This is a genomic window from Flavobacterium sp. MR2016-29, assembly GCF_015350695.1.
Taxonomy (GTDB): Bacteria; Bacteroidota; Bacteroidia; order Flavobacteriales; family Flavobacteriaceae; genus Flavobacterium.
Genome location: NZ_JADKPU010000006.1, coordinates 235105 through 258838, shown reverse-complemented (window position 1 = coordinate 258838; position 23734 = coordinate 235105). Strand labels below are relative to the sequence as shown.

Below are 23734 nucleotides of genomic sequence, written 5' to 3'. Positions count from 1 at the left end.
ATTGTGAATTAAATTGCGGATAATTTTTGTTTGGTTGTAATTATGATGGAAGCTAAAATTTTATTTATTTCTAAAATATCTGATTTTATAGATTTGAATTGAGTCTCATTTAAATAGCCCGACTGAAATAATAATTCTAGCCAGTAATCTGTTTCATTTGCTTCCTTTTGTGCTACTGCAAGTTTATGAATAAAATCTTTTTTGCTTTCAGCTTGTTCAGACTCACGTACTAATGCTCCAATAGATGTACCGCTCCTAAGCAATTGTTTACTTAAAATAAACTCCTTTTTTTCTTCCTTTAAAAAACGAAATAATTTAATAATTCTTAAAGCAAAATTAAATGACTTAGTTTTTATCACATTGTCAGACATAATTCACAATTAACCATTTACAATTCACAATTATTTCTGGTTTCTAGTTTCATCACTAATTTTACGATCCTCATCATAAGTGTCTGTGCGATAATTTTCTTCGTCGCCTTCTAAAATTTTTAAGTAACTATTGTAACGCGACCAGGCGATTTCGTCTCTTTCCAGTGCTGCTTTTATGGCACAATGCGGTTCTTCTTTGTGTAAACAGTTGTTAAACTTACATTGATCTTTCAATTTGAAAAATTCAGGAAAGTAACCGCTGATTTCTTCTTTTTCCATATCGACAATTCCGAAACCTTTAATTCCCGGGGTGTCGATAATTTTTGCATTAAAAGACAAATCATACATTTCAGCAAAAGTAGTAGTATGCTGACCTTGTTTACTGGCTTCAGAAATAGTTTTGGTTTTAAGATGCAAAGAAGGTTCCATGGCATTTACCAAAGTTGATTTTCCTACACCTGAATGTCCGGAAAACATGCTCACTTTACCAATCATCATTTCTTTCAATTCATCAATACCTTTCATTTCTGTTGAAGAAACACGAAGGCATTTATAACCAATCTGCTGATAGACATATTGCATATACAATTGATCTTCGAGCGTTGGCTCATCAAAAGTATCTATTTTATTGAAAACCAAAATAGTTTCGATATTATAAGCCTCGGCCGTAACCAAAAAACGGTCTATAAAATTGAAGGTTGTTGGCGGATTATTAATGGTGATCAATAAAAATACACGATCAATATTCGACGCAATAATATGCATTTGATGCGAAAGATTAACCGATTTACGAACGATATAATTCTTTCTTTCGTGGATATTAAAAATCGTTCCGGTTACCGCATCTGAAGTTTCTTCTAATTCATAATCGACAATATCACCTACAGCAATAGGATTAGTACTTTTGATACCTTTCATCCTAAACTTTCCTTTCATACGGCATTCTATAAAATCACCTTGTTCTGATTTTACGGTGTACCAACTTCCTGTAGATTTATATACGAGTCCTGTCATTCAAATTTTAGATTTTAGATTTTTAGATTTTTAGATTACTCTGAAAACTAAAAAATATTAAAGCACAAAATTACTGTTTTACAATTGAAACCCATTGATTTCGGTATTTAAAATCATAAAAAAATCTCCAGCACTTCTTTAAAAGCGATGGAGATTTTAAAAAAACAATCTATTTTTAAAATTATGATATAAGAAAATCAAATAACAAACTTTAGAAAACTAAAACTATCTTATATCACTTATATGGTTCAACAAAAATTATGCGTTGAAAATTTTCTCTTGATGACCAATACTTTCCTGGTGGATCGCTTTGAACATTCTCAAAACAAACTCTTCAGTAAGACCTTTTTTCTCACCTTCCAAAATCATTTTTCCTAAAATTTCGTTCCAACGGTTGTTTTGAAGAATCGCTACGTTTGCATCTTTTTTCACCTGACCAATTTCGTCAGCAACTTTCATACGTTTTCCTAATAACTCTAATAAGTTAGCATCCAAAACATCGATGTTAGCTCTTAATTTTGTCATTTTAGAACTGTACTCATCTGTAGTATCGTCCGTTTTTCTGATAGTCAAATCTTTAATGATTTGTTTCAAAGCGTCTGGAGTAACTTGTTGCGCAGCATCAGACCAAGCGTTGTCTGGATCGTAGTGCGTTTCGATAATCATACCGTCGTAGTTCAAATCTAAAGCCTCTTGCGTTACTTCGAAAATCATTTTACGATCTCCAGTAATGTGGGATGGATCGATAATTAATGGTAAATCAGGGAATTTATTTTGCAATTCGATAGCAATCTGCCATTCTGGAATATTTCTGTATTTTGTTTTTTCGTAAGTAGAAAAACCTCTGTGGATAACTCCTAATTTCTCGATTCCAGCCATGTGTAAACGCTCAACACCACCCAACCATAAAGCTAAATCTGGGTTTACTGGGTTTTTTACTAAAACGATTTTATCTGTCCCTTTCAAAGTATCAGCAATTTCTTGAACTGCAAAAGGGTTTGCAGTTGTACGTGCACCAACCCATAAAACGTCGATATCGTGTTCTAAAGCTAGTTTACAGTGAGCTGCAGTTGCAACTTCAGTTCCCATTAATAAACCAGTTTCTGCTTTAGCTTTTTGCAACCATTTTAATCCAATTTCTCCAACACCTTCAAATCCTCCCGGACGAGTTCTTGGTTTCCAGATTCCAGCTCTGAATACACTAACTTTTGAATCTTTTAATTCGTGAGCAATTTTTAAAACCTGATCTTCAGTCTCTGCACTACATGGTCCAGCTATCACAAGTGGGTGATTTAAATTGAAATCTTCTAACCACTTTCTCATTTCTTTCTTATTTTCCATCTTAATTCTAATTTACTTTTTAGTTGTTGTTAATCCGTTTAGTATTTCTTTTATTTTATTTGTGCTTTCCATTTCTTCAAAAATGGCGTTATAATTTTCATCTTTCAGCAAATCCCTAAACCGACTGAGATTTGAAATGTATTCTTCTAATGTTTCCAGAACGTGTTCTTTGTTCTGCTTAAAAATCGGCGTCCACATTGCGGGCGAACTTTTTGCTAAACGAACGGTGCTTTCAAATCCACTTCCTGCCATATCAAAAATATCCTGTTCGTCTTTTTCTTTGTTCATTACCGTTTTTCCGAGCATAAATGAACTTATGTGCGACAAATGCGAAACGTAAGCAATGTGTTTGTCGTGCGAAGTCGGATCCATATATCGAATTCTCATTCCGATTTCGCTAAAAAGCTTTAATGCTTTTTCCTGCAATTTAAAAGTGGTTTTTTCCACTTCGCATATAATGTTTGTTTTTCCGTTAAACAAACCTCTTATCGCTGCCGAAGGTCCCGAAAACTCCGTTCCTGCTATTGGATGTGTAGCGATAAAATTTCTTCTTTTCGGATGATTGGCTACTGCTTCACAAATTGGCTTTTTAGTCGATCCAACTTCAAAAACAATTGTTTTATCTCCAACCGAATCCAGAACTTTAGGCAAAACTGTCAATGCGACATCAACTGGAACGGAAACAATTACAAAATCGGCTTCAGCCAAATCTTCAAAACTTCCTGCTTCGTCGATAACTCCTAAATCAATGGCTTCCTGCAAATGTTTTTCGTTGCTGTCGATTCCAAAAATTGTCGAATCAGGATGTTGGTCTTTGATGTCCAGTACCATCGATCCGCCTATTAATCCTATTCCTATTACGTATACTTTCATAATTCTTTTTATTTGAAGCTGTTTCCTGCTATCCGTTTCAATCTTTTCCGCCTCCCGAAGCCTCGGAACCGGCGCAAAAGGATTTCCACTTCTATCAGAGCTAGAACTTCTCGTTTTTTCAAGAGCTTTAATTTTGTCATTTCGAGAAACGAGAAATCACACTAGAAATTCCACCTGCTATTTCTTCAATCTTTGTCGAGTTCCTCGTGTAATTTCTCGTTCCTCGAAATGACAAACTGCGTCAAAAATCTTGATTCTTGATTCTAAAATCTTAATACTTAAAATCGGTCTATCGCTTCTTGTACTTTTTCTTCTTTTACACACAACGAGAATCTGATATACCCTTCACCATTGCTTCCGAAGATAGTTCCCGGCGTGATGAAAATATGTTTCTCATATAATATTTCGTCAATGAACTTTTCTGATGATGCTATTCCTTCCGGAAGTTTTGCCCAAACAAAAAGACCGACTCCTTCTTTATAAACTTCGCAGCCTAATTTTTCTGCTAATTTCTCTGTTAATTCTCTTCGGCGTCTGTAAATTTTGTTTTGGTCTTCAAACCACGATTTATCACAATTCAAAGCTGCGATTGCACCTTTCTGAATTCCGTAAAACATACCGCTGTCCATGTTGCTTTTTACTTTTAGAACTGCATCAATAATTTCAGGATTCCCTAAAACCATTCCGACTCTCCAGCCTGCCATGTTGAAGGTTTTACTTAAAGAATTCAATTCTAAAGCCACCTCTTTTGCGCCTTCAACCTGCAACAAACTCATCGGATTATCATTCAAAACAAAACTATACGGATTGTCGTTGATCAATAATATATTGTGTTTTTTAGCAAAAGCAACCAATTTTTCAAATAACGATAAACTTCCTCTCGCTCCTGTCGGCATGTGGGGATATCCCAGCCACATAATTTTTACTTTCGAAAGATCCAATTTTTCTAAAGCTTCAAAATCCGGTTCCCATCCATTTTCTTCTTTCAAATCATAATAAACTGGAACTGCTCCAACCAAATTAGTTACCGAAGTATAAGTTGGATAACCTGGATTCGGAATCAAAACGTGATCGCCTTCATTTAAAAATGCTAACGAAATGTGCATAATTCCTTCTTTCGAACCCATCAGAGGTAAAATCTCATTATTCGGATTCACTTCAACACCAAACTGATCTTTATAAAAATCTGCCATCGCCTGCCTCATTTCTGGTAATCCCTGATAGCTTTGATAACCATGCCCGTTTTCGTCTTGAATTGCTGCAGCCACTGCTTCAATTACTGCTTTTGACGGACTCAAATCAGGACTTCCAATTCCCATATTGATGATCGATTTTCCTTCAGATTGCAATTGACGAACTTCTCTCAATTTTGATGAGAAGTAGTATTCTTCAACTGTATCTAATCTTTTTGCTGTTGTAATCATTTTTTTCTGCTTTAGGCTTTAAGCTGTAAGCTTTAGGCTCTTTTTTACTTCTAACTTTTAACTAATAACATTTAACCTATAAAAGGTTTTGTATTCTTGTATTCTCCCAGAACTTTTAAATACTCTGCCATTATATTCAATAATGATTTGGCTTTTGCGAAATCCTCGTATTTCTCGAATGTTACATCTACGAAAAATGAATATTTCCAAGGTGTTTCAATTTTTGGTAATGACTGGATTTTTGTCAAATTCAATTTGCAGTCGCTCATTACGTTTAAAACGGCGGCTAAGCTTCCTCTTTTATGATCTAGTTCAAATTTGATTGAAGCTCTGTTGATTTCGTTTTCCGGCAAAAATGAATTTTGCTTTTTGATAATCACAAAACGAGTCATATTGTTTTTGATCGTTTGAATTTCTGGCGCAATGATTTCTAAATCATACATTTCAGAAGCCGTTTTACTAGCAATTGCCGCAATTCCGGTTAGTTGCTTTTCCTGAATTCTTCTTGCTGTCTCGGCTGTATCTTTATCTTCAACCAATTTGATATTTGGGTATTGCTTTAAGAAATCCATGCATTGCAAAATTGCCATTGGGTGCGAATGAACTTCTTTTATATCTTCAATTTTCTGACCTTTTAAAGCCATTAAATTTTGGTGAATGCTTAGATAATGTTCTCCAATAATGTGTAAATTATTTTTGTCAATCAAAGCATAATTCGGGATAATTGGCCCTGCAATCGAATTTTCAATCGCCATAACTGCTTGGTCTGATTTTCCAGAAAGCAGACTGTCAATCAATTCTTCAAAAGATAAACATTCATCAATAGCCACATTTTCAGAGAAATACTCTTTTACAACCTGATGATGAAAAGAACCTTTTATACCTTGTATTGCAATTTTCGTTGTCATATATTCAAAAAAAAATCCTGATTTGCATCAGGATTGTATATTAGTTTTATTTGTATTTTATATTTCTCAAATAACCATAGCACAATCCTTACTTCTACTAAAGAAGAAATAAAAAGAGTTGCTAAAATAAAAACGGTTATTAGACATTTTGTTTGTGTTTTTCAATAAATTCTCTGCGAATGTATAAATTATTTTCACCGCACCAAAAAAAATAATGCATTTTATGAAACAAAAAAGGTTTTCTTAACAAATTTAGGAGCTTTTGTATGATAATATAAAAATATCGGCTTAAAATGAGATATTTATAATTGCTTTTTGAAAGGTTCTAAGTTTTTTTTCGCCACGAATTCACGAATTACCGTAAATCTTTGTGGCTATTTAATTTGAATTACACAGATTACTCGGTGTTTTTCCCATTTCGACTGAAAGGAGAAATCACAAACGTAAATCGACAAAGATTGATGATATACTGTACGGAATTTCTAGTGCGATTTCTCCTTTCAGTCGAAATGACAAGGTTGCGATTATGCAAACAATCCTGAAACCGGTTTATTCGAAATCCCAATTTTAGAATAATCGAAATTCATTTTTTCTTTTAATAAAGAAGCATAAACACTTCTAAAATCTATTTCGTATTTTAAATCGCCATTATCTAAGTCGGCTAAGTTTGGATTATTACCTAAAATAGTTCCTTTGTTATTTCCTCCGATGACAAACATTGGCGCTGCGGTTCCATGATCGGTTCCGTTTCCGTTGTCTTTTACTCGTCGCCCAAATTCGGAAAAAACCACAATAGTAACATTTTGAAGTAATTGTGCTTGTTTTAAATCACTGTAAAAACTAAATAAAGCATCATTTAAATCGGTTAATTTTTTCTCATGAATAGCCAATTGATTATCATGCGTATCAAATCCGCCAAGTGAAGTATAATAAACTTTCGAATTTAAATTTCCTTTTATTAATCTGCCAATCCATTCTAGGTTTTTGGATAATTCTGTTTTTGGATAACTGATTTCAGATTTCGATTTCGCTAAAGCTTTCTGAATTTCATCTGATCCTTCTGTAACCGAATTAGCAATCTTACGTACAAAATCTAATTGAGGATTATCAGATAGTTTTATATTCTCGTCTTTATTTGATTTTATTTTGAATCGATTCGGATCTTTAACTGTTATTGAATTTGGTTCTAATCCTTTCAATGCCAAATTATCAATTGAATCCAGATTTATTCCCGCTGTTGCCTGATGACCGTTGCACTGTAAATCTAAATATCTGCCCAGCCAGCCTTCGTTTATATATTTATTTGAATCTGTTGCAGTCTGCCAGATTTCCTGACTTCTAAAATGTGAACGAATTGGTTCTGGATATCCCACATTTTGAATCACGGTTAAATCACCGTTTTGCTGCATTTGTGCAAAATCTTTTAAAGAAGGATGAAATGCCATTCCGTTATTCTTTCCAATTACTGCATCTTTATTTAACGCGATTTTAGTTCGCAAATCATAATACAGCGGATCTTGATACGGAATAAAAGTATTCAATCCGTCGTTTCCGCCATTCAACTGCACAAAAACAATGCATTGCTCGCCGATAACCAAATTGTTTTGCGAACCAAAAGCGTGTAAAAAATCAGGAAGCACAAGCATTCCGCCTGTAAAAGTTCCTGTCAATGTTAGAAAATCTCTTCTGTTCATAATTGCAAGTTTTTAGATCAATTGATATTCGGGCAATTTTGTGATGTAATTAAACAATCGAATAACAGCAAAATTGGCATTCACATCTTTTGGGTCAAAATCGTATTTAATCAAATTCTCCATGTCTTTCTGCATTGAGTCATTTACTGTAAATAACAATCTATTAGACAATTCAGCGATGATGGTTTTGTTATTTCCGTCAGAATCAAAATCAATTTTTATTTCGATTTTTTCGAATTCTGCTTTTGGTTTTTCGTCTGCATTAGACATTGTATTTAAAATTCTTTTCGTAATACTTCTGCCACTGCAAAGCAAATCCGAAGTATTATTGCGTTGGAGATAAATCTGCGAAGTCAGCCAAGAATTTCCACCATTCCACCCTTTCACATTAAGCTGATTATACAAATCCATTCCCTGCTGTTTCAGAAAAAACAAGACCATTGCATCATCAACATCGGTAATATGCAGTTCGTCCATTAATTGTAAAATATAAACCAGCGGGTTTTTAATCTTATTTCCCGAATTCTCTTTTTTAAATTCTTCAGTAAAAATTTTAGTCAGCAAAGGTTCGATTTCAAACTTTACTTTTCTGAAGTAATCTCCATAATAAACGACTAAATTTTCAGGCGGATTATCATATATAAACCATTCTAGAATTTTTCTGGTTATTAAATACGGAATGTTTTTCTGCTCGAAAATGATATCAACGAGATCATCAGCTTTCCAGTTTCCGGTTTTTCCGAAATAGGTTTTATCACTATTATCTTCAATATTTTTTCTGTAAACAGCGCCGTCATCACCAATATTCAAACCCGCTAAAGCTCTAGCTCCGTTTTTAATATCCTCTTCGGTATAATTTCCAATTCCGATAGTGAATAATTCCAGAAATTCACGGCTTAAGTTTTCGTTTATTTTGCCTTTTTTGTTGTCACCATTGTCGAGATAGCGCACCATTGCGTTTGATTTAAGAATCTGCTTGGTTAAATCTTTAAAATTTCCAAAGGCATTTTCGCGTAAAATCATATTGTGCTGGTAAATCCAGTAATTGATTTTTACTTTTTGAGAAGTGGAAACGAAATGATTGTGCCAAAAACAAACCATGTTTTCACGTAATGGAAATTCGTCGTTACGCATTTTTGCAATCCACCATTTTTTAAGTGCAGCGGTTGCTTGATTTTCTTTTTTCTGAATTTCCTTTTTAGTTTCAGGATCTGAGGTTTTCAATAATTCCCGAATTTGCTTAAGCTCTAAAGCAGTTTTAGGCTGATCTTGCAGAAACACTGGAAATTCTGTATCAAATTTTGAATCGTAAGAATGTTTTAGAAATTTTTCTAATCCGAGTTTTTCAATTGTTGAGGCTTGTTTTCCTGAAAAACCTAATCGTAAGGACCAAAGATTGCTTTTTTTCATAATTCAGAAATTATTATAATAAGACTCAAATTTCTTTTATAGGTTTAATTTTAAAAGATGCTAAGTCGCTAAGATTCTGAGGTGTTAAGTTTAAAAGGCTTTGGTAATATTAGAACGGGGATTTTTTGGGGATATTGTTATTCTGAACAACGAGGAATCTTCACAAGAAACTCGAACAATCAAAAGCAAATTACAACTTCTTTAAAACCTTATTCTTAAACTTTTGGTAGCCAGCTTCAAATTTATCTCGTTTTGGAGTTCCAATTTTTCCGTAATGTTTTTCTATAAATTCATCTAATGTGATTATCATTCCTTTTCTCTTTTTCATGAAGCTCTTTTAAAAATGATTTAATTCAAACAATAAATATATAAGATTTTACCTTATTTTTTTAAATAAAAAAGCAACCTAACATGGTTGCTTCTTTATTAATATATAATTCTTAATTTTCTCTTTTCCGTAAAAGTAGAATACAAATCATCAAATATTTTTTTATCTATTCCTAATTCATCAAAAAGAGATTCATTATCACCTGCATGCAACGTATCTCTAAAGAAAGTGAAACATTTTTTTAAATTTCTTGGAATACTTAAATCAATGTCGTGCGGCTCATTTTTTCTATATGCAGAAAGCTGTGTAACCCATCTTCTATATTGATCTGGAGTTAGCGCAATTTGTTTTGCTTTATATAATAACGCCCCAACCGACATTTTCCAATACGCTTTCAGCATAAATAATTTTTCTAAAGTTAACCTGCTAAATTCACCATTGAGAGCTCTTTTCGGCGCTATAAATTCCGAAGCAAATTTATTTGCTTCTGCTTCCTCATCACGATTACTTTCAACAATAAAATTTAAATGCATAATTAGATGCCCCAACTCATGAGCCAATGTAAACACCTTTCTTGCATTCTGTATTTTATTATTTATTAAAATAACTGGACTACCTTTAATATAAAAACTGACTCCATCTAAAGTTTTATTTTCTGGAGTAACAAAAGGATAATCAAAAAAATGAACAAAAACTCCTTTGGATTCTAGCAATTCTACAATGTCGTCTATTGGAGAAATCCCTAGCCCAAAAAGTTGTCTAATTTCTAAAGCTAACGCTTCAGGATTCAAACCAAAATCATTTAAGTCTATACTTGGAATTTTATTTTCGGGAGCTTCAATTTCTTCTAAAAAATGCGAAATATGATTTGCGATTAAAGTCAATCTAGATTCAAATAAATCAGTTGTACTTTTAGCTGTAGATGAGCTTTGTCTATAGTAAATTTTAAGATTTAGATTTTCAATTTTTTGTAAAAAGAATTTTTTATTTACAAATGAGGATAAATTATTGACAATATCTTCATCTAAAGGCCTCAAACCTTTTTCTATTTTTGAAATCACAGTTTGAGAAATACCTAAAAAATCAGCAAATTTTTTCTGACTTAAACCTTTATATTCTCTATAAAGTTTAAGTGTTTCATTATTATAAGTCATATCATTAGATTTTTTGGTTAAAAATCGTATTGAAATATTTGATGCATTACTAATTAATACTATTATTTTTCAGCACTCTTGTTTCCTTTTAACTTAGGATTCCAATCGTCTACTTTATTACCCTCTGAAGATGCTATGTCTTGGTTAAACAAATTAGGAGTAAAAATATCTTTAAGACTAATTAAAAAATTAATCACTCCATCTTTATAATTAACACACTTTACATCCTCACAAACCAAACCCGTATTATCCAATGTTGGACCAATAAAAACTATGGGCAAAGGCTTATGAATACCTAGCTCCGCCAATTGTTCTAACATTTCTTTAGAATAAGGAACTTTTTCCTCTCCATTTAATATAGTTTTAAACCTTTTGGAATAAAAACTACTTACTCTCCCCTTTTTGTCTATCTTCTTCAGACAGACTAAAAATTTACCTTCAATTAGAAAATAATCGACTCCATGACTTTTAAATCGACTAATTTTCTTTCGTAATCCTTCATCCAGACTAAGCATTTTAACAAACTCTCGCTTGACTAGACTACTTATCCGAACAGGTTTTGCATTCCTGAAATCATATTCGTCAGGAAATTTAACAATTTGCTTTAAAGCTTGTGAAGCTCCATTTCTAATGGCTTCATATGATTTTTCTAAAAAATCTTCCAAAAAATCGGACTTAACACCTTGTGTATATTCCGGAAAAAAATTACTTTTGTTTAACATTTTAAATTTACTGTTTTTTGTAATGCATCAAATATTTCAAAGAACGACCTTATAAAGCTCAACGCGCCAACGTTGAGCTTTTTTATTTCACCAAAAATACGACTTATATTTAAAATGCGCAAATTGATTAAATTTTATTTTATTACAAGTTTAATATAAATTTATTTTTACATAAAACTCATAAAAAAAGGAAGACAAACTCCCTTTTTTATTTCAGAATCTTATAAGATTAACTTCCACACATTTCGCAATCTTCAGGATCTGCTGCTTGTGCTTTTAATAACATTGCTTTATAATCTTCAACACTTATTTCTTCAGTTTCTGCAACTAGAGTTGGTACCTCTTCTTTTTTATCGTTGTTTAATGTGAATTTAATCGCATCTACTGCAGATTTTGTTCTCAAGTAGTACATTCCTGTTTTTAAACCAGACTGCCAAGCGTAGAAATGCATCGACGTTAGTTTAGAATAGTTGGCATCTTGCATGAACAAGTTCAAAGATTGTGATTGGTCAATGAAATATCCTCTTTGACGAGACATATCTATAATGTCTTTCATAGACATTTCCCAAACGGTTTTGTATAATTCTTTTAAGTCTTGCGGAATCACATCAATGTTTTGAACTGATCCGTTATGACGCATAATTTCTTGTTTCAATGTTTCGTTCCACAAACCTAATTTTACTAAGTCTTCTAGTAAGTGTTTGTTCACAACGATAAATTCTCCAGACAATACACGACGTGTGTAAATGTTTGATGTATACGGTTCGAAAGCTTCGTTGTTTCCAAGAATTTGAGAAGTCGAAGCAGTTGGCATTGGCGCAACCAATAATGAGTTACGAACTCCGTGCCCCATTACTTCTTTTCTTAATGAAGCCCAGTCCCAACGGCCAGATAATTCTTCATCTTTCATTCCCCACATATTGTATTGGAATTCTCCTTTAGACATTGGAGATCCTTCAAATGTAGAATATGGTCCTTCTTCTTTCGCCATTTCCATAGAAGCGGTTACAGCTGCGAAGTATAAAGTTTCGAAAATTTCTTGGTTTAACGTTTTCGCTTCATCGCTTGTAAACGGCAAACGTAACATAATAAAAGCATCTGCCAAACCTTGCACACCTAATCCAACCGGACGGTGACGCATGTTTGAGTTTTCAGCTTCTTTTACAGGATAGTAGTTTCTGTCGATTACTTTGTTCAGGTTACGAGTTACACGTTTTGTAACATTGTAAAGTGCCTGGTGATCGAATTTTCCGTTTTCAATAAACATTGGCAACGAAATAGAAGCTAAGTTACAAACTGCGATTTCATCTTTAGAAGTGAACTCCATAATCTCTGTACACAAGTTCGAAGAACGAATTGTTCCTAAATTCTTGTGGTTCGATTTACGGTTTGCTGCATCTTTATATAACATGTAAGGCGTTCCTGTTTCGATTTGTGATTCTAGGATTTTCTCCCATAATTCACGTGCACGAATGGTTTTTCTACCTTTTCCTCTAAATTCATAATCTGTATACATTGCTTCGAATTCATCTCCGTAAACATCGTATAATCCTGGACATTCATTAGGACACATCAAAGTCCAGGTTGTATCTTCCTGAACACGTTTCATGAACAAATCTGATGTCCACATTGCGAAGAATAAATCTCTCGCACGCATTTCTTCTTTTCCTGTATTTTTCTTTAAATCCAAGAATTCAAAAATATCAGCATGCCAAGTTTCGATGTAAATCGCAAAACTTCCTTTACGTTTTCCACCACCCTGATCTACGTAACGAGCCGTATCGTTGAAAACTCTCAACATTGGCACAATTCCGTTTGAAGTTCCGTTTGTACCACGGATGTAAGATCCTGTTGCACGAACGTTATGAATAGAAAGACCAATTCCTCCCGCTGATTGCGAGATTTTAGCCGTTTGTTTTAATGTATCATAGATACCATCAATACTATCATCCTGCATTGCCAAAAGGAAACAAGAAGACATTTGTGGTTTTGGCGTTCCTGCATTGAACAACGTTGGCGTTGCATGCGTAAAGAACTTTTTAGACATTAAATCGTAAGTTTCAATTACTGATTTTAAATCATCTAAGTGAATACCAACCGAAACACGCATTAACATATGTTGTGGTCTTTCGACGATTTTTCCGTTTATTTTAAGAAGATAAGAACGCTCTAAAGTTTTGAAACCAAAGTAATCGTAATTAAAATCTCTTGTGTAAATGATATGAGAATCTAAGAAAGCAGCGTTTTCCTGAATTACTTTAAATACTTCATCCGAAAGCAATGGAGCTTCTTGCCCGTTTCTTGGATTTACGTAATTATACATATCTTTCATCGTTTCAGAGAACGATTTTTTAGTATTTGAATGTAGGTTTGAAATCGCCACACGCGCTGCCAATTGAGCATAATCTGGATGCGCAATAGTCATAGATGCCGCCGTTTCTGCTGCAAGATTATCAAGTTCAGAAGTAGAAACCCCATCATACAATCCTTCGATAACTCTCATCGCTACCTTAACCGGATCTACAAGCTCGTTTAAGCCGTAACACAATTTTTTGATTCTTTCTGTAATCTTATCAAACATTACGGGCTCTTTATGGCCATCTCTTTTTATTACATACATAAGCTTACTATTTTATTGTTATTGAAAAAATGAAAGACACTAGAAAACGAATTCCAGCACTTAAACATTGCGTGTTTTTAAATTATTTTTTGAGAATTATAGCATTCTCAATAGCTACCCTCTTCCAATCTGAAATCAGATCGAAAATGTGTTGAAAATTGCAGAATCTTCGATTTGGGAAAAGAGATTCTAAAAAATGTTTTGTTATAAAATTTTAATCTTAATTAGTGCTTATTTGGGGTAAACCACTAAAATATTGTTGTTGTCTAAAAATCTGCATCAAATGAAATTTTCTGAGCATCACTGTCTGTGTTCATCACACCAGATTTTTGATACTCGGCAACACGTTTTTCAAAGAAATTAGTTTTTCCTTGAAGAGAGATCATGTCCATGAAATCAAACGGATTCGCTGATCCATACACACGCTCGCAACCTAATTCTACTAATAATCTATCAGCAACAAATTCTAGATATTGCGTCATTAAGGCAGCATTCATTCCAATTAAGCTTACTGGAAGAGATTCTGTTACGAACTCTCTTTCAATATCTAAAGCATCAACAATGATTTCTTTGATTCTGTCTTTTGGAACTTTGTTAATCAAATGGTGATTGTGCAAGTGAACTGCAAAATCACAATGTACGCCTTCGTCACGAGAAATCAACTCGTTAGAAAAAGTTAAACCTGGCATTAAACCACGTTTTTTCAACCAATAAATAGAACAAAAAGCACCAGAGAAAAAGATTCCTTCAACTGCTGCAAAAGCAATTAGTCTTTCAGCAAACGAATCAGATTCGATCCATTTTAAAGCCCAGTCTGCTTTTTTCTTAATTGCAGGAAAAACTTCCAAAGCATTAAACAATTCTGCTTTTTCTGCTTCATCTTTCACGTAAGTGTCAATTAATAAAGAATACGTTTCACTATGAATATTTTCCATCATGATCTGGAAACCATAGAAAAACTTAGCTTCAGCATATTGAACTTCGTTTACAAAGTTTTCAGCAAGATTTTCGTTTACAATTCCGTCAGAAGCAGCGAAGAATGCCAAAATATGTTTGATGAAATATCTTTCGTCATCACTTAACTTATTATTCCAGTCTGTCAAGTCTTGGTGTAAATCGATTTCCTCAGCAGTCCAAAAACTAGCTTCCATCTTTTTGTACCATTCCCAAATATCATGATGTTTGATTGGAAAAATAACGAAACGATTTTTATTTTCTTGTAATATTGGTTCGACTTGTGACATGACAATTTTTGTTTAATTTTTGTACTGAATTTCTACTAATTCAATAGACTACAAAGATTGTCATTTACAGCCAAAAATGAAAGCCAAACTTATTCACAATTCGACGTAGTTTTTAACAACGGAGAAAAAATGCTATATTTTTCAGACAATAATTAAATATTTGTAAATGAGACATTTAATATTGTTATTTACTTCTAAAAGCCCGTAGAATATAGACTTTTTAAAATAAAAAGCAAGAAATTTTGAATTGTTTTTAAAAGTTTTTTTTTGAGTTAAAACTTTATTTTTTGAGTTAAAATAGATCCTCTCAAAATCGTAACTAAAGCATCTCGAATTTTAAGAATTTTTAAGTTCTTGGGCGACTTTTTCAAGCTCTAAATACCAATCTTCACCAAAGCGGCGAATCAAAGCTTCTTTTACAAATTTATAAACCGGAACTTCTAATTCTTTTCCTAAAGAACAGGCGTCATCGCAAATATCCCATTTATCATAATTAACTGCGGCGAATTCTGTGAAGTCTTTTACTCGAATTGGATACAAATGACAAGAAACCGGTTTTTTCCAATCTACTATTCCTTGATTGTAAGCTTGTTCAATACCACAAAGTGCTGTTTTACCATCAAAAATAACATAAGCACAATCTTTTTCATCAATTAACGGCGTTTCAAGATCGCCATCGGTTCCTTTTACCCACGTTCCTTGCGCTTCAATAGCAGCAATTCCTTCTTTTCTCAAAAAAGGCTTTACTTTAGGGTAAATTTCTTCCATGATTTTTGTCTCCGCTTCGCTTAAAGGAGCACCAGCATCTCCATCCACACAGCAAGCTCCTTTACAAGCTGATAAATTGCACACAAATTCTTTTTCAAGAATATCTTCTGAAATAATGGTTTTCCCTAATTGAAACATGATAAAAATACTGTAATTTATAAGGTGCAAAGATAGTCAAAGAAAGCAGATAAAACACTCTAAAATATTAACCGCAAAGCACGCAAAGATTTACGCAAAGTTCGCAAAGCTTTATCACATTGTATCCTTTGGGAACTTTGCGTAAATCTTTGCGAATCTTTGCGGTAAAAGACAATATTTGTTACAAATATCACTTTTGTAACTATTAAACCATATTTTTATAACAAAAATACATCTTATCAAAAAATCACCTACCTTTATTACCTACCTTTGCAAAAATTTTAAACCCTTAAAACCAAGGCAATATGTTAGAAATCGACTTTAAAGAAATTATCACTGTCGGAATGGTACTCTTTGCAGTAATCGATATTGTTGGTTCAATTCCGATTATAGTAAATTTAAGAGCAAAAGTGGGACACATAGATTCTGAGAAAGCTTCTATTGTTGCCGGAACCATTATGATTGTTTTTCTTTTTGTCGGAGAAGGCCTGCTCAATCTAATAGGAATCGATGTTCATTCATTTGCTGTTGCAGGTTCTTTTGTTTTATTTTTTCTAGCTTTAGAAATGATTTTAGGAATTAGAATTTATCGCGATGAAGAGCCAGGATCGGCTTCTATTGTTCCTCTAGCTTTTCCGCTGATTGCCGGAGCAGGAACAATGACGACTTTACTATCGCTCCGATCTCAATTTCATACTATCAATATCATTATTGCTATTTTATTGAACATTATTTTGGTTTATATCGTTTTAAAATCTTCCAAAAAAATAGAAACTTTATTAGGAGAAAACGGACTTGGTGTCGTTCGCAAGACATTTGGAGTCATACTTTTAGCTATAGCTGTTAAATTATTCGCCGCTAATGTTAAAGGTTTGTTCGTCTAACAATTATTTTTATAAATTTACCCCATAAAATTTCTAAAATTCAACTTTAAGATATTTTTCAGATCTGGAAGTTTTACTTTATTATTTTAGACAAACAAAACAGCCTTATGAAAATCTTTACTTCAATCTTAGTGCTTTTAGCATTAGCTTTAATCGTTTTTAATATTACGCAGCTTGACTTTACAAGTCCTTTTCAAGGGGATAGTGGTGTTGCGCTTATTGGAATCGCCGCTTCATTTTGCGCCGTTTTAATTCTTTTGATTTTTAGAATCTCAAAAAGAATTGAAGAAAAAACAAACGGACGATAATATATGTTTGACGTTTTAATTGTCGGCGGAGGTGTTTCAGGCATGTCCTGTGCCCTCGTTTTAGGATCAGCTAAAAACAAAGCTTTCGTTGCCGATAAAAAAATCGGAATTTTTACCCATCAAAAAAGTTCTTCTTTACAGGAAGCAATTTTCTACAATGCTTATGGAATAACACCAGGCAAACTTGGAGCTGATTTACTAACAGAAAGCACACAGGATTTAGCACTCACTTACCCACATATTACTCAGATTCCTAATGAAAAAGTAATTAAAGTGGAGGGATTTTTTCCTGAATTTACTGTTATCACAAACAAAAACTCATACAAAACAAAAACTATTGTCATAGGAATTGGTTCTGCCAATACCTTTGACATTCAAGGTTTGATGCAATACATTGAACCTCATAAAAAAGCACTTCCAGAAAAACAACGCATTCAGCTTAAAAATGAAGATCATAAAGTAGCCGAAGGCATTTATGTAATTGGAACTTTAGCCGGCTGGAGAAGCCAACTTGCAATTGCTGCCGGAAGCGGTGCTGCTGTCGCAACCGATATTCTTACTTTATGGAATAACGGTGTTCAGACACATGTGCACGATAGTATTCGATAGTTTTAAAAAAAGAATATTATCGTTCCTATTAAAGCAACGACTCCAACTGCAACACTACCATCAAATGCTAATTTCTTTAATCCAGAAACACGCACTTCCTTCAGAATTAACTTCTTAATGAAATAATTAAAGAGAATAAGAAATCCAATCCCTATTAAACCAATCCCTGATAATTCGAAAAAGCGAAATATAAAAGAAAAAGGAAGCTGTCTGTTTAATTCCATTTTTTGCTCATAACTTCCTAGCCAAAAAAAACTTAAAAAAGCAACAGTCCCAACTATAACAATCAGGAAAAAAGTATTTATTAATCTCAAAACAATTCGTTTTAGTTCAAAAAAAAAAACAAACCATATAAGTTATATAACTTATATGGTTTAAAACTTTATACTCTGTTTCTTTATTTCACCGAAACAATCTGAGTTACTTTCATATGTTTTTCGTCATCTGTTTTCCAGATTTCTCCTTTTAAAGAAACATTATCACCAATTTTTAATTGTTTGTAATTTTGAGGTCCGCCAACATTTACAATACTGATTACAGCAAAATAAACTTCTTTTGTATTCGTATTAATTTTTGCAGTGTAACCGTCTTTTCCTGCTTCTATTGACTCTACTTTTCCTGAAACTGTCTTATCGCTATCTTTCATAGCTGTACAAGAAATTATAAAGGTCATTACTAATGCAAGAAAACTTATTCTTTTTAGATTTTTCATATTTGTATATTTTAAACACAAATGTAAATTTATATAACAAAAGATCTGTTACATTATATTTTAAAAAATTATTATTATTTCTTCGGATTTAAAACCGCTTTGATCATGGCATCGTGTTTTAAAACCACATCATAATAATACAATTCCCCATACAATTGGCGTGCGAATTCAGCAGTAATATAGCGATTAACCAAATCTTTTGTCTTGTCTAATTTCAAATCTAAACCTGTCATAAAAATGTAGTTCTTAAATTTTTTGAAATAAACATCTGAGTCTTTCATTTCTGCCAAAAACTGATTAAAACTAAGCCCTTTAAATGCTTTTCTATCTTTATCTAATTCTTCAAAAACAAAATGACCTACGATTCCGGTTTGAAGCAAATAAGCAACATTTTCATTTCCGTGTTCTGATTCCATTGGAACAAAAACATCCGGAACGATACCGCCACCGCCATAAACAATTTTACCTTTTGGTGTTTTAAACTTTAAAGAATCGGCTACTTTAATACTGTCTTTTGCATAAAGTTCTCCAGACTTCAAACGCGATTCTGATTCTTTAAAATATTCTTCGTTTCCTTTTTTATATGGTTTTTGAATCGATCTTCCTGTTGGCGTGTAATATCTCGCCACAGTCAATCGAACTGCAGATCCATCATTAAAATCCATTTCGCGCTGTACTAAACCTTTTCCGAAAGAACGGCGTCCTACAATAACACCTCGGTCATTATCCTGAAGTGCTCCAGCTAATATTTCGCTCGCAGATGCGCTGTTTTCATTAATTAAAACATACACTTTTCCAGTTTCAAAACTTCCGGCTTTTGTCGCATAGGTTTTTTCGGTTGTGCCATTTTTGTTTTTCGTAAAAACGATCAATTGTTTGTCTTTCAAAAACTCATCAGCAATAGCCACCGCCTCTTCCATATAACCACCGCCATTGTCGCGAAGATCAATTACAAGTGATTGAATCCCGCTTTGCTTTAACCTGCTTAATCCCGTTTTAAATTCATTAAAAGTCGTTTCGGCAAAACGATTGATCTTGATATAACCAGTATTGTTTCCAAGCAATAAAGAGGCATCGACACTTTTTATCGGAATGACATCTCTTTTTACTTTAAATTTCAGTTTCTTTTGTTCTGATTTTCTAAAAACAGTCAATTCGATTTCAGAACCTTGCAATCCTTTCAATTTCGAAAATAAACTGTCTGAAGGCAATTTTCTGCCGTATAATTTGGTTTTTCCAGCAAACAAAATTCGGTCTCCAGATTTTATTCCGGCTTTTGCCGAAGGTCCGTTTTCAATTGGCTTTATAATTGCAACAGAATCTTTATACATATAAAAATTAATTCCGATTCCAACAAAATCACCTTTCATACTTTCCGCTACTTCTGCTTGTTCGCTTGGCGGAATATAAACAGAATGCGGGTCTAGTTTAGATAAGATATTATCAACTGTAAGATTTACAATAGAATCTGTGTTAACGCTGTCAACATATTCGTTATTGATAAAATCGATCAGTTTATTAAGTTTTGTTTTGGAGTAATTTTTAGCCAAAAGCTGGTCATCAACGGGAGCATTCATTACGCTTCCGAGGACTATACCCAGAGCAAAAGTAGCTCCGATTATAATTGGCAAATATTTTGAGTTAAATTTCATTTACTCTTCTAAAACAGGAATATGTTCGACTTCGACACCTGCTTTTATTAAAAATTGAATTCCAGAATCGTCACGATATCCATTATGATATACGACTCTTTTTATTCCCGACTGATGAATTAATTTACTGCATTCTTTGCAAGGCGAAAGCGTAATATATAAAGTTGCACCTTCACAAGACTGCGTTGAACGCGCTACTTTTAAAATCGCATTTGCTTCAGCATGAAGAACATCCCAACGGGTTAAGCCGTCTTCGTCTTCACAGCAGTTTTCAAATCCTGATGGCGTACCGTTGTATCCGTCAGAAATAATCATCCGGTCTTTTACAATAATGGCTCCTACTTTTTTGCGTTTGCAGTATGAGAGTGCACCCCACTCTGTCGCAATTCTCAAATAAGCTTTATCGTATTTATTTAATTTCTTTATTTCCATTTATTTTATCTGTTCCAAATTGGGCTTTCAATAATCATCGGAATCACAACTCCTATAATAAAAGCCGACATTACAAGTGCCCAGTCGCGTTTTGAAAAACGAAAAACCGTCTGCACTATATAAGATAATACCAAAACCACAAACACAACTACTAACTGTGCTGCTTCGATTCCTAACGCAAATTCGCCTAAAGGTATTAATTTTGAACTTGGCGAACCTCCTAATATGGTTTTAAAATAGTTTGAAAATCCAAGTCCGTGTATAATTCCGAAAAACAATGTCACGAAGAAGATCAGATTTATGCCGTCATTTTTAGTTGCTTTTCCAGCTGTAAAAAGATGAAAAAGTGCGGTTATTAAAATCGTAATCGGAATTAAAAACTCCACAATATTTACTTTAATCGCGATTATTCCGAAAACTGAAAGCAATAAAGCCAACGTATGGCCTATTGTAAAAACAGAAACCAAAAGCAAAATGCGTTTCCAATCTTTAAACATGTAAGGCACTGTTAATGCGATTAAAAAAAGAACGTGATCGTAAGCGTGGATATCTAAAACGTGCTTTAATCCTATCTGAAAATAAATCCAAAATTCTGACATAGGGGCAATAATATTAAATGATTAGGGGTTGTAAACTTACGATTTATTTTGAAAATTAAGTAAAGTCTCCTCTTAAATCAACTCAGAAAAATAAGTTAAATTTTATGAGAAATTTAAAATTGTTAAATTAAAATAAGATTTATATTTGCGTGATAAAAAACTCTATAATTATGTCATTTTCAGATTTATTCGATAGCGAATTCAAACAAAGAAACAAAGGTCACTTTTCAGCTATTGTTCGCGTAGCATTAGCAGACGGTGTTGTACATCCTGAAGAAAAAAGTTTCTTGGATAAATTAGCTTCTCGTTTAGAAATTTCAGAGACTGAATACGAAGAAATTCTTAACGATCCATTAAAATACCCAATCAACCCACCTTATTTACACGTACAGCGTTTAGAGCGTTTATACGATTTAACAAGAATGGTGCATGTTGATCATCATCTTGAAGATCAACAAGAAGTAATGTTGAGAAAATTAGGAATTGCTTTAGGATTTACTCCAAGCAACGTAAATTATATTATTGCAAAAGCATTGTCATTAGTAGATAAGAAAGTTGACGCAGATACTTTTGTTTACGAAATGCAGCATATGCATAAATAGTATTTAGTTTTCAGTTTTTAGGCTGAGGCCAAAAACTTACAATATATAAAAACCCGACAAGTAAAACTTGTCGGGTTTTCTATTTTTACTTCAACTGTGACTGGCACTGAAACTTTGACTCAGACTAAAGCGCTTCCGCCATAAACTGCTCGGCTTTTTTTACCATATTTTCGCTTCCGCAGAAAAAAGGAACTCTTTGGTGCAATTCAGTTGGCTGGATTTCCATAATTCGGCCGAAACCGTCTGTTGCTCTCCCTCCCGCCTGTTCTGCAATAAATGCCATTGGATTACATTCATATAATAATCGCAATTTCCCTTTTGGTGCTTTTGAACTTGTTGGATATAAATAAATACCGCCTTTGATCATATTTCGATGAAAATCAGAAACTAAACTTCCTATATATCTTGATGTATAAGGTCTGTCTTCTTCTTCACGCTGACAATATTTAATATAGTTTTTTACGCCCTGTGGAAAATGAACATAATTCCCTTCATTAACAGAATAAATATGTCCGTCTTTCGGAAATTGCATATTTGGGTGTGAAAGATAAAATGTACCAATTGCTGGATTTAATGTAAACCCGTTTACGCCATGACCAGTTGTATAAACCAACATTGTCGAAGTTCCGTAAATTACATAACCGGCTGCAACTTGATTTACGCCTGGCTGTAAAAAATCTTCACTTGTTACTGGCGTTCCGATTGGGGTAATTCTTCTGAAAACAGAAAAAATAGTTCCTAATGAAACATTCACATCAATATTAGATGAGCCGTCAAGCGGATCCATTAAGATTACGTACTTGTTATTATTACTGTTGTCGCTCCCCTTGACAGTAATAAATTCGTCGTTTTCTTCCGAAGCAATTCCACAGACAATCTCACGGTTTATTAACGTCTGAATAAATACTTCGTTGGCATACACATCTAATTTTTGCTGATCTTCTCCCTGAATATTCTGTTCGCCTGCGGCGCCAATAATATCGACTAATCCGGCTTTGTTTACTTTATAGTTTACGACCTTTGCCGCTAAACGTATAGAGTTGATAATTCGGGAAAGCTCTCCCGACGAATACTGAAATGCTTTTTGGTTCTCAATAATAAACTCTCCTAGTGTTTTATTGCGTTCTTCCATTACTATATCGTTGTAGTTTTAATTTTAAGTCACAAATATCGTTTTTTTTGTGAGAATGATTTAAAAATTATTTCGTTAGTTTGCCACTATTGTATATTTGCTAATTAAAGGCAAAAAGTATGTAGTAAATACATAAATTTTTGGCTAATAAAGGCTCAATAATAAGAATATATGAATTGCCTGTAAAAATTTTAAAGAAATAACTTTAAAATAAAATGGCACTAAACATATAAGATTAAAAAAACAAATTTTACATTATATGAATATTAGAAAAGGAAATCCTGAAGACATGAAATCAGTTTTAGGATTAATACAGGAGCTGGCAATATTCGAAAAAGAACCTGATGCTGTAGTAATAACGGAAGAAGATTTAATACGTGATGGTTTTGGCGAGAAACAGTTGTTTCATGTTTTTGTTGCAGAAGTGGAAGAGGAAATTGTTGGAATCGCATTATACTACTACAGATATTCGACTTGGAAAGGAAAAACAATACATCTTGAAGATTTAATTGTCAAAGAGAAAATGCGCGGTACTGGTTTAGGATCTGCACTTTATGCTGAAATAATGAAACAAGGAAAAAGAGATAACGTTCGCAGAATAGAATGGAATGTTCTGGACTGGAATACTCCAGCAGTTAATTTCTATAAAAGTTCTGGCGCAAGAATTCTTGAAGACTGGCAAGTAGTACAAATGGATGAAGCAGGAATTAATTCGTTCTTAGAAAAATTATAAAAAATAGTTTGTCACAGATTTTTAGAATTAAAATGATTTATAATCTGTGTCAGGTTGCCGCG

The 23734-nt window shown here is 33.3% G+C and carries 25 protein-coding genes; 5 read left to right on the top strand and 20 right to left on the bottom strand.

Annotated features, from left to right (window positions below):
• Positions 1 to 8 precede the first annotated feature (8 nt).
• The 14 genes from IR010_RS14840 to IR010_RS14775 all read right to left on the bottom strand — a co-directional run bounded on the left by IR010_RS14840 (position 9) and on the right by IR010_RS14775 (position 16009).
• Positions 9 to 371 (bottom strand): four helix bundle protein, encoded by a 363-nt coding sequence (locus IR010_RS14840; RefSeq protein ID WP_194570417.1) that lies wholly within the window; start codon positions 369 to 371, stop codon positions 9 to 11.
• 30 nt (positions 372 to 401) lie between these two features.
• Positions 402 to 1385, bottom strand: coding sequence for a ribosome small subunit-dependent GTPase A (gene rsgA, locus IR010_RS14835; protein WP_194604910.1), 984 nt, complete (start codon positions 1383 to 1385; stop codon positions 402 to 404).
• Between the two features lie 258 nt (positions 1386 to 1643).
• Positions 1644 to 2726 (bottom strand): bifunctional 3-deoxy-7-phosphoheptulonate synthase/chorismate mutase type II, encoded by a 1083-nt coding sequence (locus IR010_RS14830; protein ID WP_029270594.1) that lies wholly within the window; start codon positions 2724 to 2726, stop codon positions 1644 to 1646.
• 12 nt (positions 2727 to 2738) lie between these two features.
• Positions 2739 to 3599, bottom strand: a complete 861-nt coding sequence (locus tag IR010_RS14825; RefSeq protein ID WP_194604907.1) for a prephenate dehydrogenase — start codon at positions 3597 to 3599, stop codon at positions 2739 to 2741.
• Positions 3600 to 3877: 278 nt separating this feature from the next.
• A complete protein-coding gene (locus IR010_RS14820) occupies positions 3878 to 5023 on the bottom strand; it encodes a pyridoxal phosphate-dependent aminotransferase (RefSeq protein ID WP_194604904.1) in 1146 nt (381 codons plus the stop codon).
• Positions 5024 to 5094: 71 nt separating this feature from the next.
• On the bottom strand, positions 5095 to 5931 hold the full coding sequence (locus IR010_RS14815) for a prephenate dehydratase (protein WP_029270599.1): 837 nt from the start codon (positions 5929 to 5931) through the stop codon (positions 5095 to 5097).
• Positions 5932 to 6455: 524 nt separating this feature from the next.
• Positions 6456 to 7625: a DUF1501 domain-containing protein gene (locus IR010_RS14810; protein ID WP_194570414.1), complete on the bottom strand. Its 1170-nt coding sequence runs from the start codon at positions 7623 to 7625 to the stop codon at positions 6456 to 6458.
• A gap of 12 nt (positions 7626 to 7637) precedes the next feature.
• Positions 7638 to 9035 (bottom strand): DUF1800 domain-containing protein, encoded by a 1398-nt coding sequence (locus tag IR010_RS14805; protein WP_194604901.1) that lies wholly within the window; start codon positions 9033 to 9035, stop codon positions 7638 to 7640.
• A 190-nt stretch (positions 9036 to 9225) separates the two neighbouring features.
• A complete protein-coding gene (locus tag IR010_RS14800; protein ID WP_194604897.1) occupies positions 9226 to 9363 on the bottom strand; it encodes a hypothetical protein in 138 nt (45 codons plus the stop codon).
• Between the two features lie 98 nt (positions 9364 to 9461).
• The gene (locus tag IR010_RS14795) at positions 9462 to 10517 is read right to left on the bottom strand and encodes a helix-turn-helix domain-containing protein (RefSeq protein WP_194604894.1); all 1056 of its coding nucleotides are present in this window, start codon (positions 10515 to 10517) and stop codon (positions 9462 to 9464) included.
• Positions 10518 to 10579: 62 nt separating this feature from the next.
• On the bottom strand, positions 10580 to 11239 hold the full coding sequence (locus tag IR010_RS14790) for a hypothetical protein (RefSeq protein WP_194604891.1): 660 nt from the start codon (positions 11237 to 11239) through the stop codon (positions 10580 to 10582).
• Positions 11240 to 11468: 229 nt separating this feature from the next.
• Entirely contained in the window at positions 11469 to 13859 is a 2391-nt protein-coding gene (locus IR010_RS14785) for a ribonucleoside-diphosphate reductase subunit alpha (RefSeq protein ID WP_194604888.1), read from the bottom strand.
• A 266-nt stretch (positions 13860 to 14125) separates the two neighbouring features.
• Positions 14126 to 15103, bottom strand: a complete 978-nt coding sequence (locus IR010_RS14780) for a ribonucleotide-diphosphate reductase subunit beta (RefSeq protein WP_029270611.1) — start codon at positions 15101 to 15103, stop codon at positions 14126 to 14128.
• Positions 15104 to 15439: 336 nt separating this feature from the next.
• Entirely contained in the window at positions 15440 to 16009 is a 570-nt protein-coding gene (locus tag IR010_RS14775; protein ID WP_194570409.1) for a DUF3109 family protein, read from the bottom strand.
• Between the two features lie 305 nt (positions 16010 to 16314).
• On the opposite strand from IR010_RS14775, the gene IR010_RS14770 reads away from it, so the two are divergent.
• From IR010_RS14770 to IR010_RS14760, 3 genes are all read left to right on the top strand, one after another.
• Positions 16315 to 16893 (top strand): MarC family protein, encoded by a 579-nt coding sequence (locus tag IR010_RS14770; protein ID WP_029270615.1) that lies wholly within the window; start codon positions 16315 to 16317, stop codon positions 16891 to 16893.
• 107 nt (positions 16894 to 17000) lie between these two features.
• Entirely contained in the window at positions 17001 to 17201 is a 201-nt protein-coding gene (locus tag IR010_RS14765) for a hypothetical protein (RefSeq protein WP_029270617.1), read from the top strand.
• Between the two features lie 3 nt (positions 17202 to 17204).
• A complete protein-coding gene (locus IR010_RS14760; protein ID WP_194570408.1) occupies positions 17205 to 17810 on the top strand; it encodes an FAD-dependent oxidoreductase in 606 nt (201 codons plus the stop codon).
• Between the two features lie 2 nt (positions 17811 to 17812).
• Here IR010_RS14760 and IR010_RS14755 read toward each other — a convergent pair whose 3' ends face one another.
• The 5 genes from IR010_RS14755 to IR010_RS14735 all read right to left on the bottom strand — a co-directional run bounded on the left by IR010_RS14755 (position 17813) and on the right by IR010_RS14735 (position 21205).
• Positions 17813 to 18124 carry a hypothetical protein gene (locus tag IR010_RS14755; RefSeq protein WP_194570407.1) on the bottom strand — a complete coding sequence of 104 codons (312 nt, stop codon included), beginning with the start codon at positions 18122 to 18124 and terminating at the stop codon, positions 17813 to 17815.
• Between the two features lie 83 nt (positions 18125 to 18207).
• The gene (locus tag IR010_RS14750) at positions 18208 to 18522 is read right to left on the bottom strand and encodes a hypothetical protein (protein WP_029270621.1); all 315 of its coding nucleotides are present in this window, start codon (positions 18520 to 18522) and stop codon (positions 18208 to 18210) included.
• A 74-nt stretch (positions 18523 to 18596) separates the two neighbouring features.
• Positions 18597 to 20174, bottom strand: coding sequence for a S41 family peptidase (locus tag IR010_RS14745; RefSeq protein WP_194604885.1), 1578 nt, complete (start codon positions 20172 to 20174; stop codon positions 18597 to 18599).
• Positions 20175 to 20606: a deoxycytidylate deaminase gene (locus IR010_RS14740; RefSeq protein ID WP_029270625.1), complete on the bottom strand. Its 432-nt coding sequence runs from the start codon at positions 20604 to 20606 to the stop codon at positions 20175 to 20177.
• 5 nt (positions 20607 to 20611) lie between these two features.
• Positions 20612 to 21205 carry a HupE/UreJ family protein gene (locus IR010_RS14735; RefSeq protein WP_029270627.1) on the bottom strand — a complete coding sequence of 198 codons (594 nt, stop codon included), beginning with the start codon at positions 21203 to 21205 and terminating at the stop codon, positions 20612 to 20614.
• A 170-nt stretch (positions 21206 to 21375) separates the two neighbouring features.
• Here IR010_RS14735 and IR010_RS14730 point away from each other — a divergent pair, with 170 nt between their 5' ends.
• Positions 21376 to 21807 carry a TerB family tellurite resistance protein gene (locus tag IR010_RS14730; protein WP_029270629.1) on the top strand — a complete coding sequence of 144 codons (432 nt, stop codon included), beginning with the start codon at positions 21376 to 21378 and terminating at the stop codon, positions 21805 to 21807.
• 124 nt (positions 21808 to 21931) lie between these two features.
• Here the strand turns inward: IR010_RS14730 and fbp are convergent, their stop codons facing one another.
• Positions 21932 to 22939, bottom strand: a complete 1008-nt coding sequence (gene fbp, locus IR010_RS14725) for a class 1 fructose-bisphosphatase (RefSeq protein ID WP_194604882.1) — start codon at positions 22937 to 22939, stop codon at positions 21932 to 21934.
• Positions 22940 to 23198: 259 nt separating this feature from the next.
• On the opposite strand from fbp, the gene IR010_RS14720 reads away from it, so the two are divergent.
• Positions 23199 to 23672, top strand: a complete 474-nt coding sequence (locus tag IR010_RS14720) for a GNAT family N-acetyltransferase (protein WP_194604879.1) — start codon at positions 23199 to 23201, stop codon at positions 23670 to 23672.
• Positions 23673 to 23734: the final 62 nt, after the last annotated feature.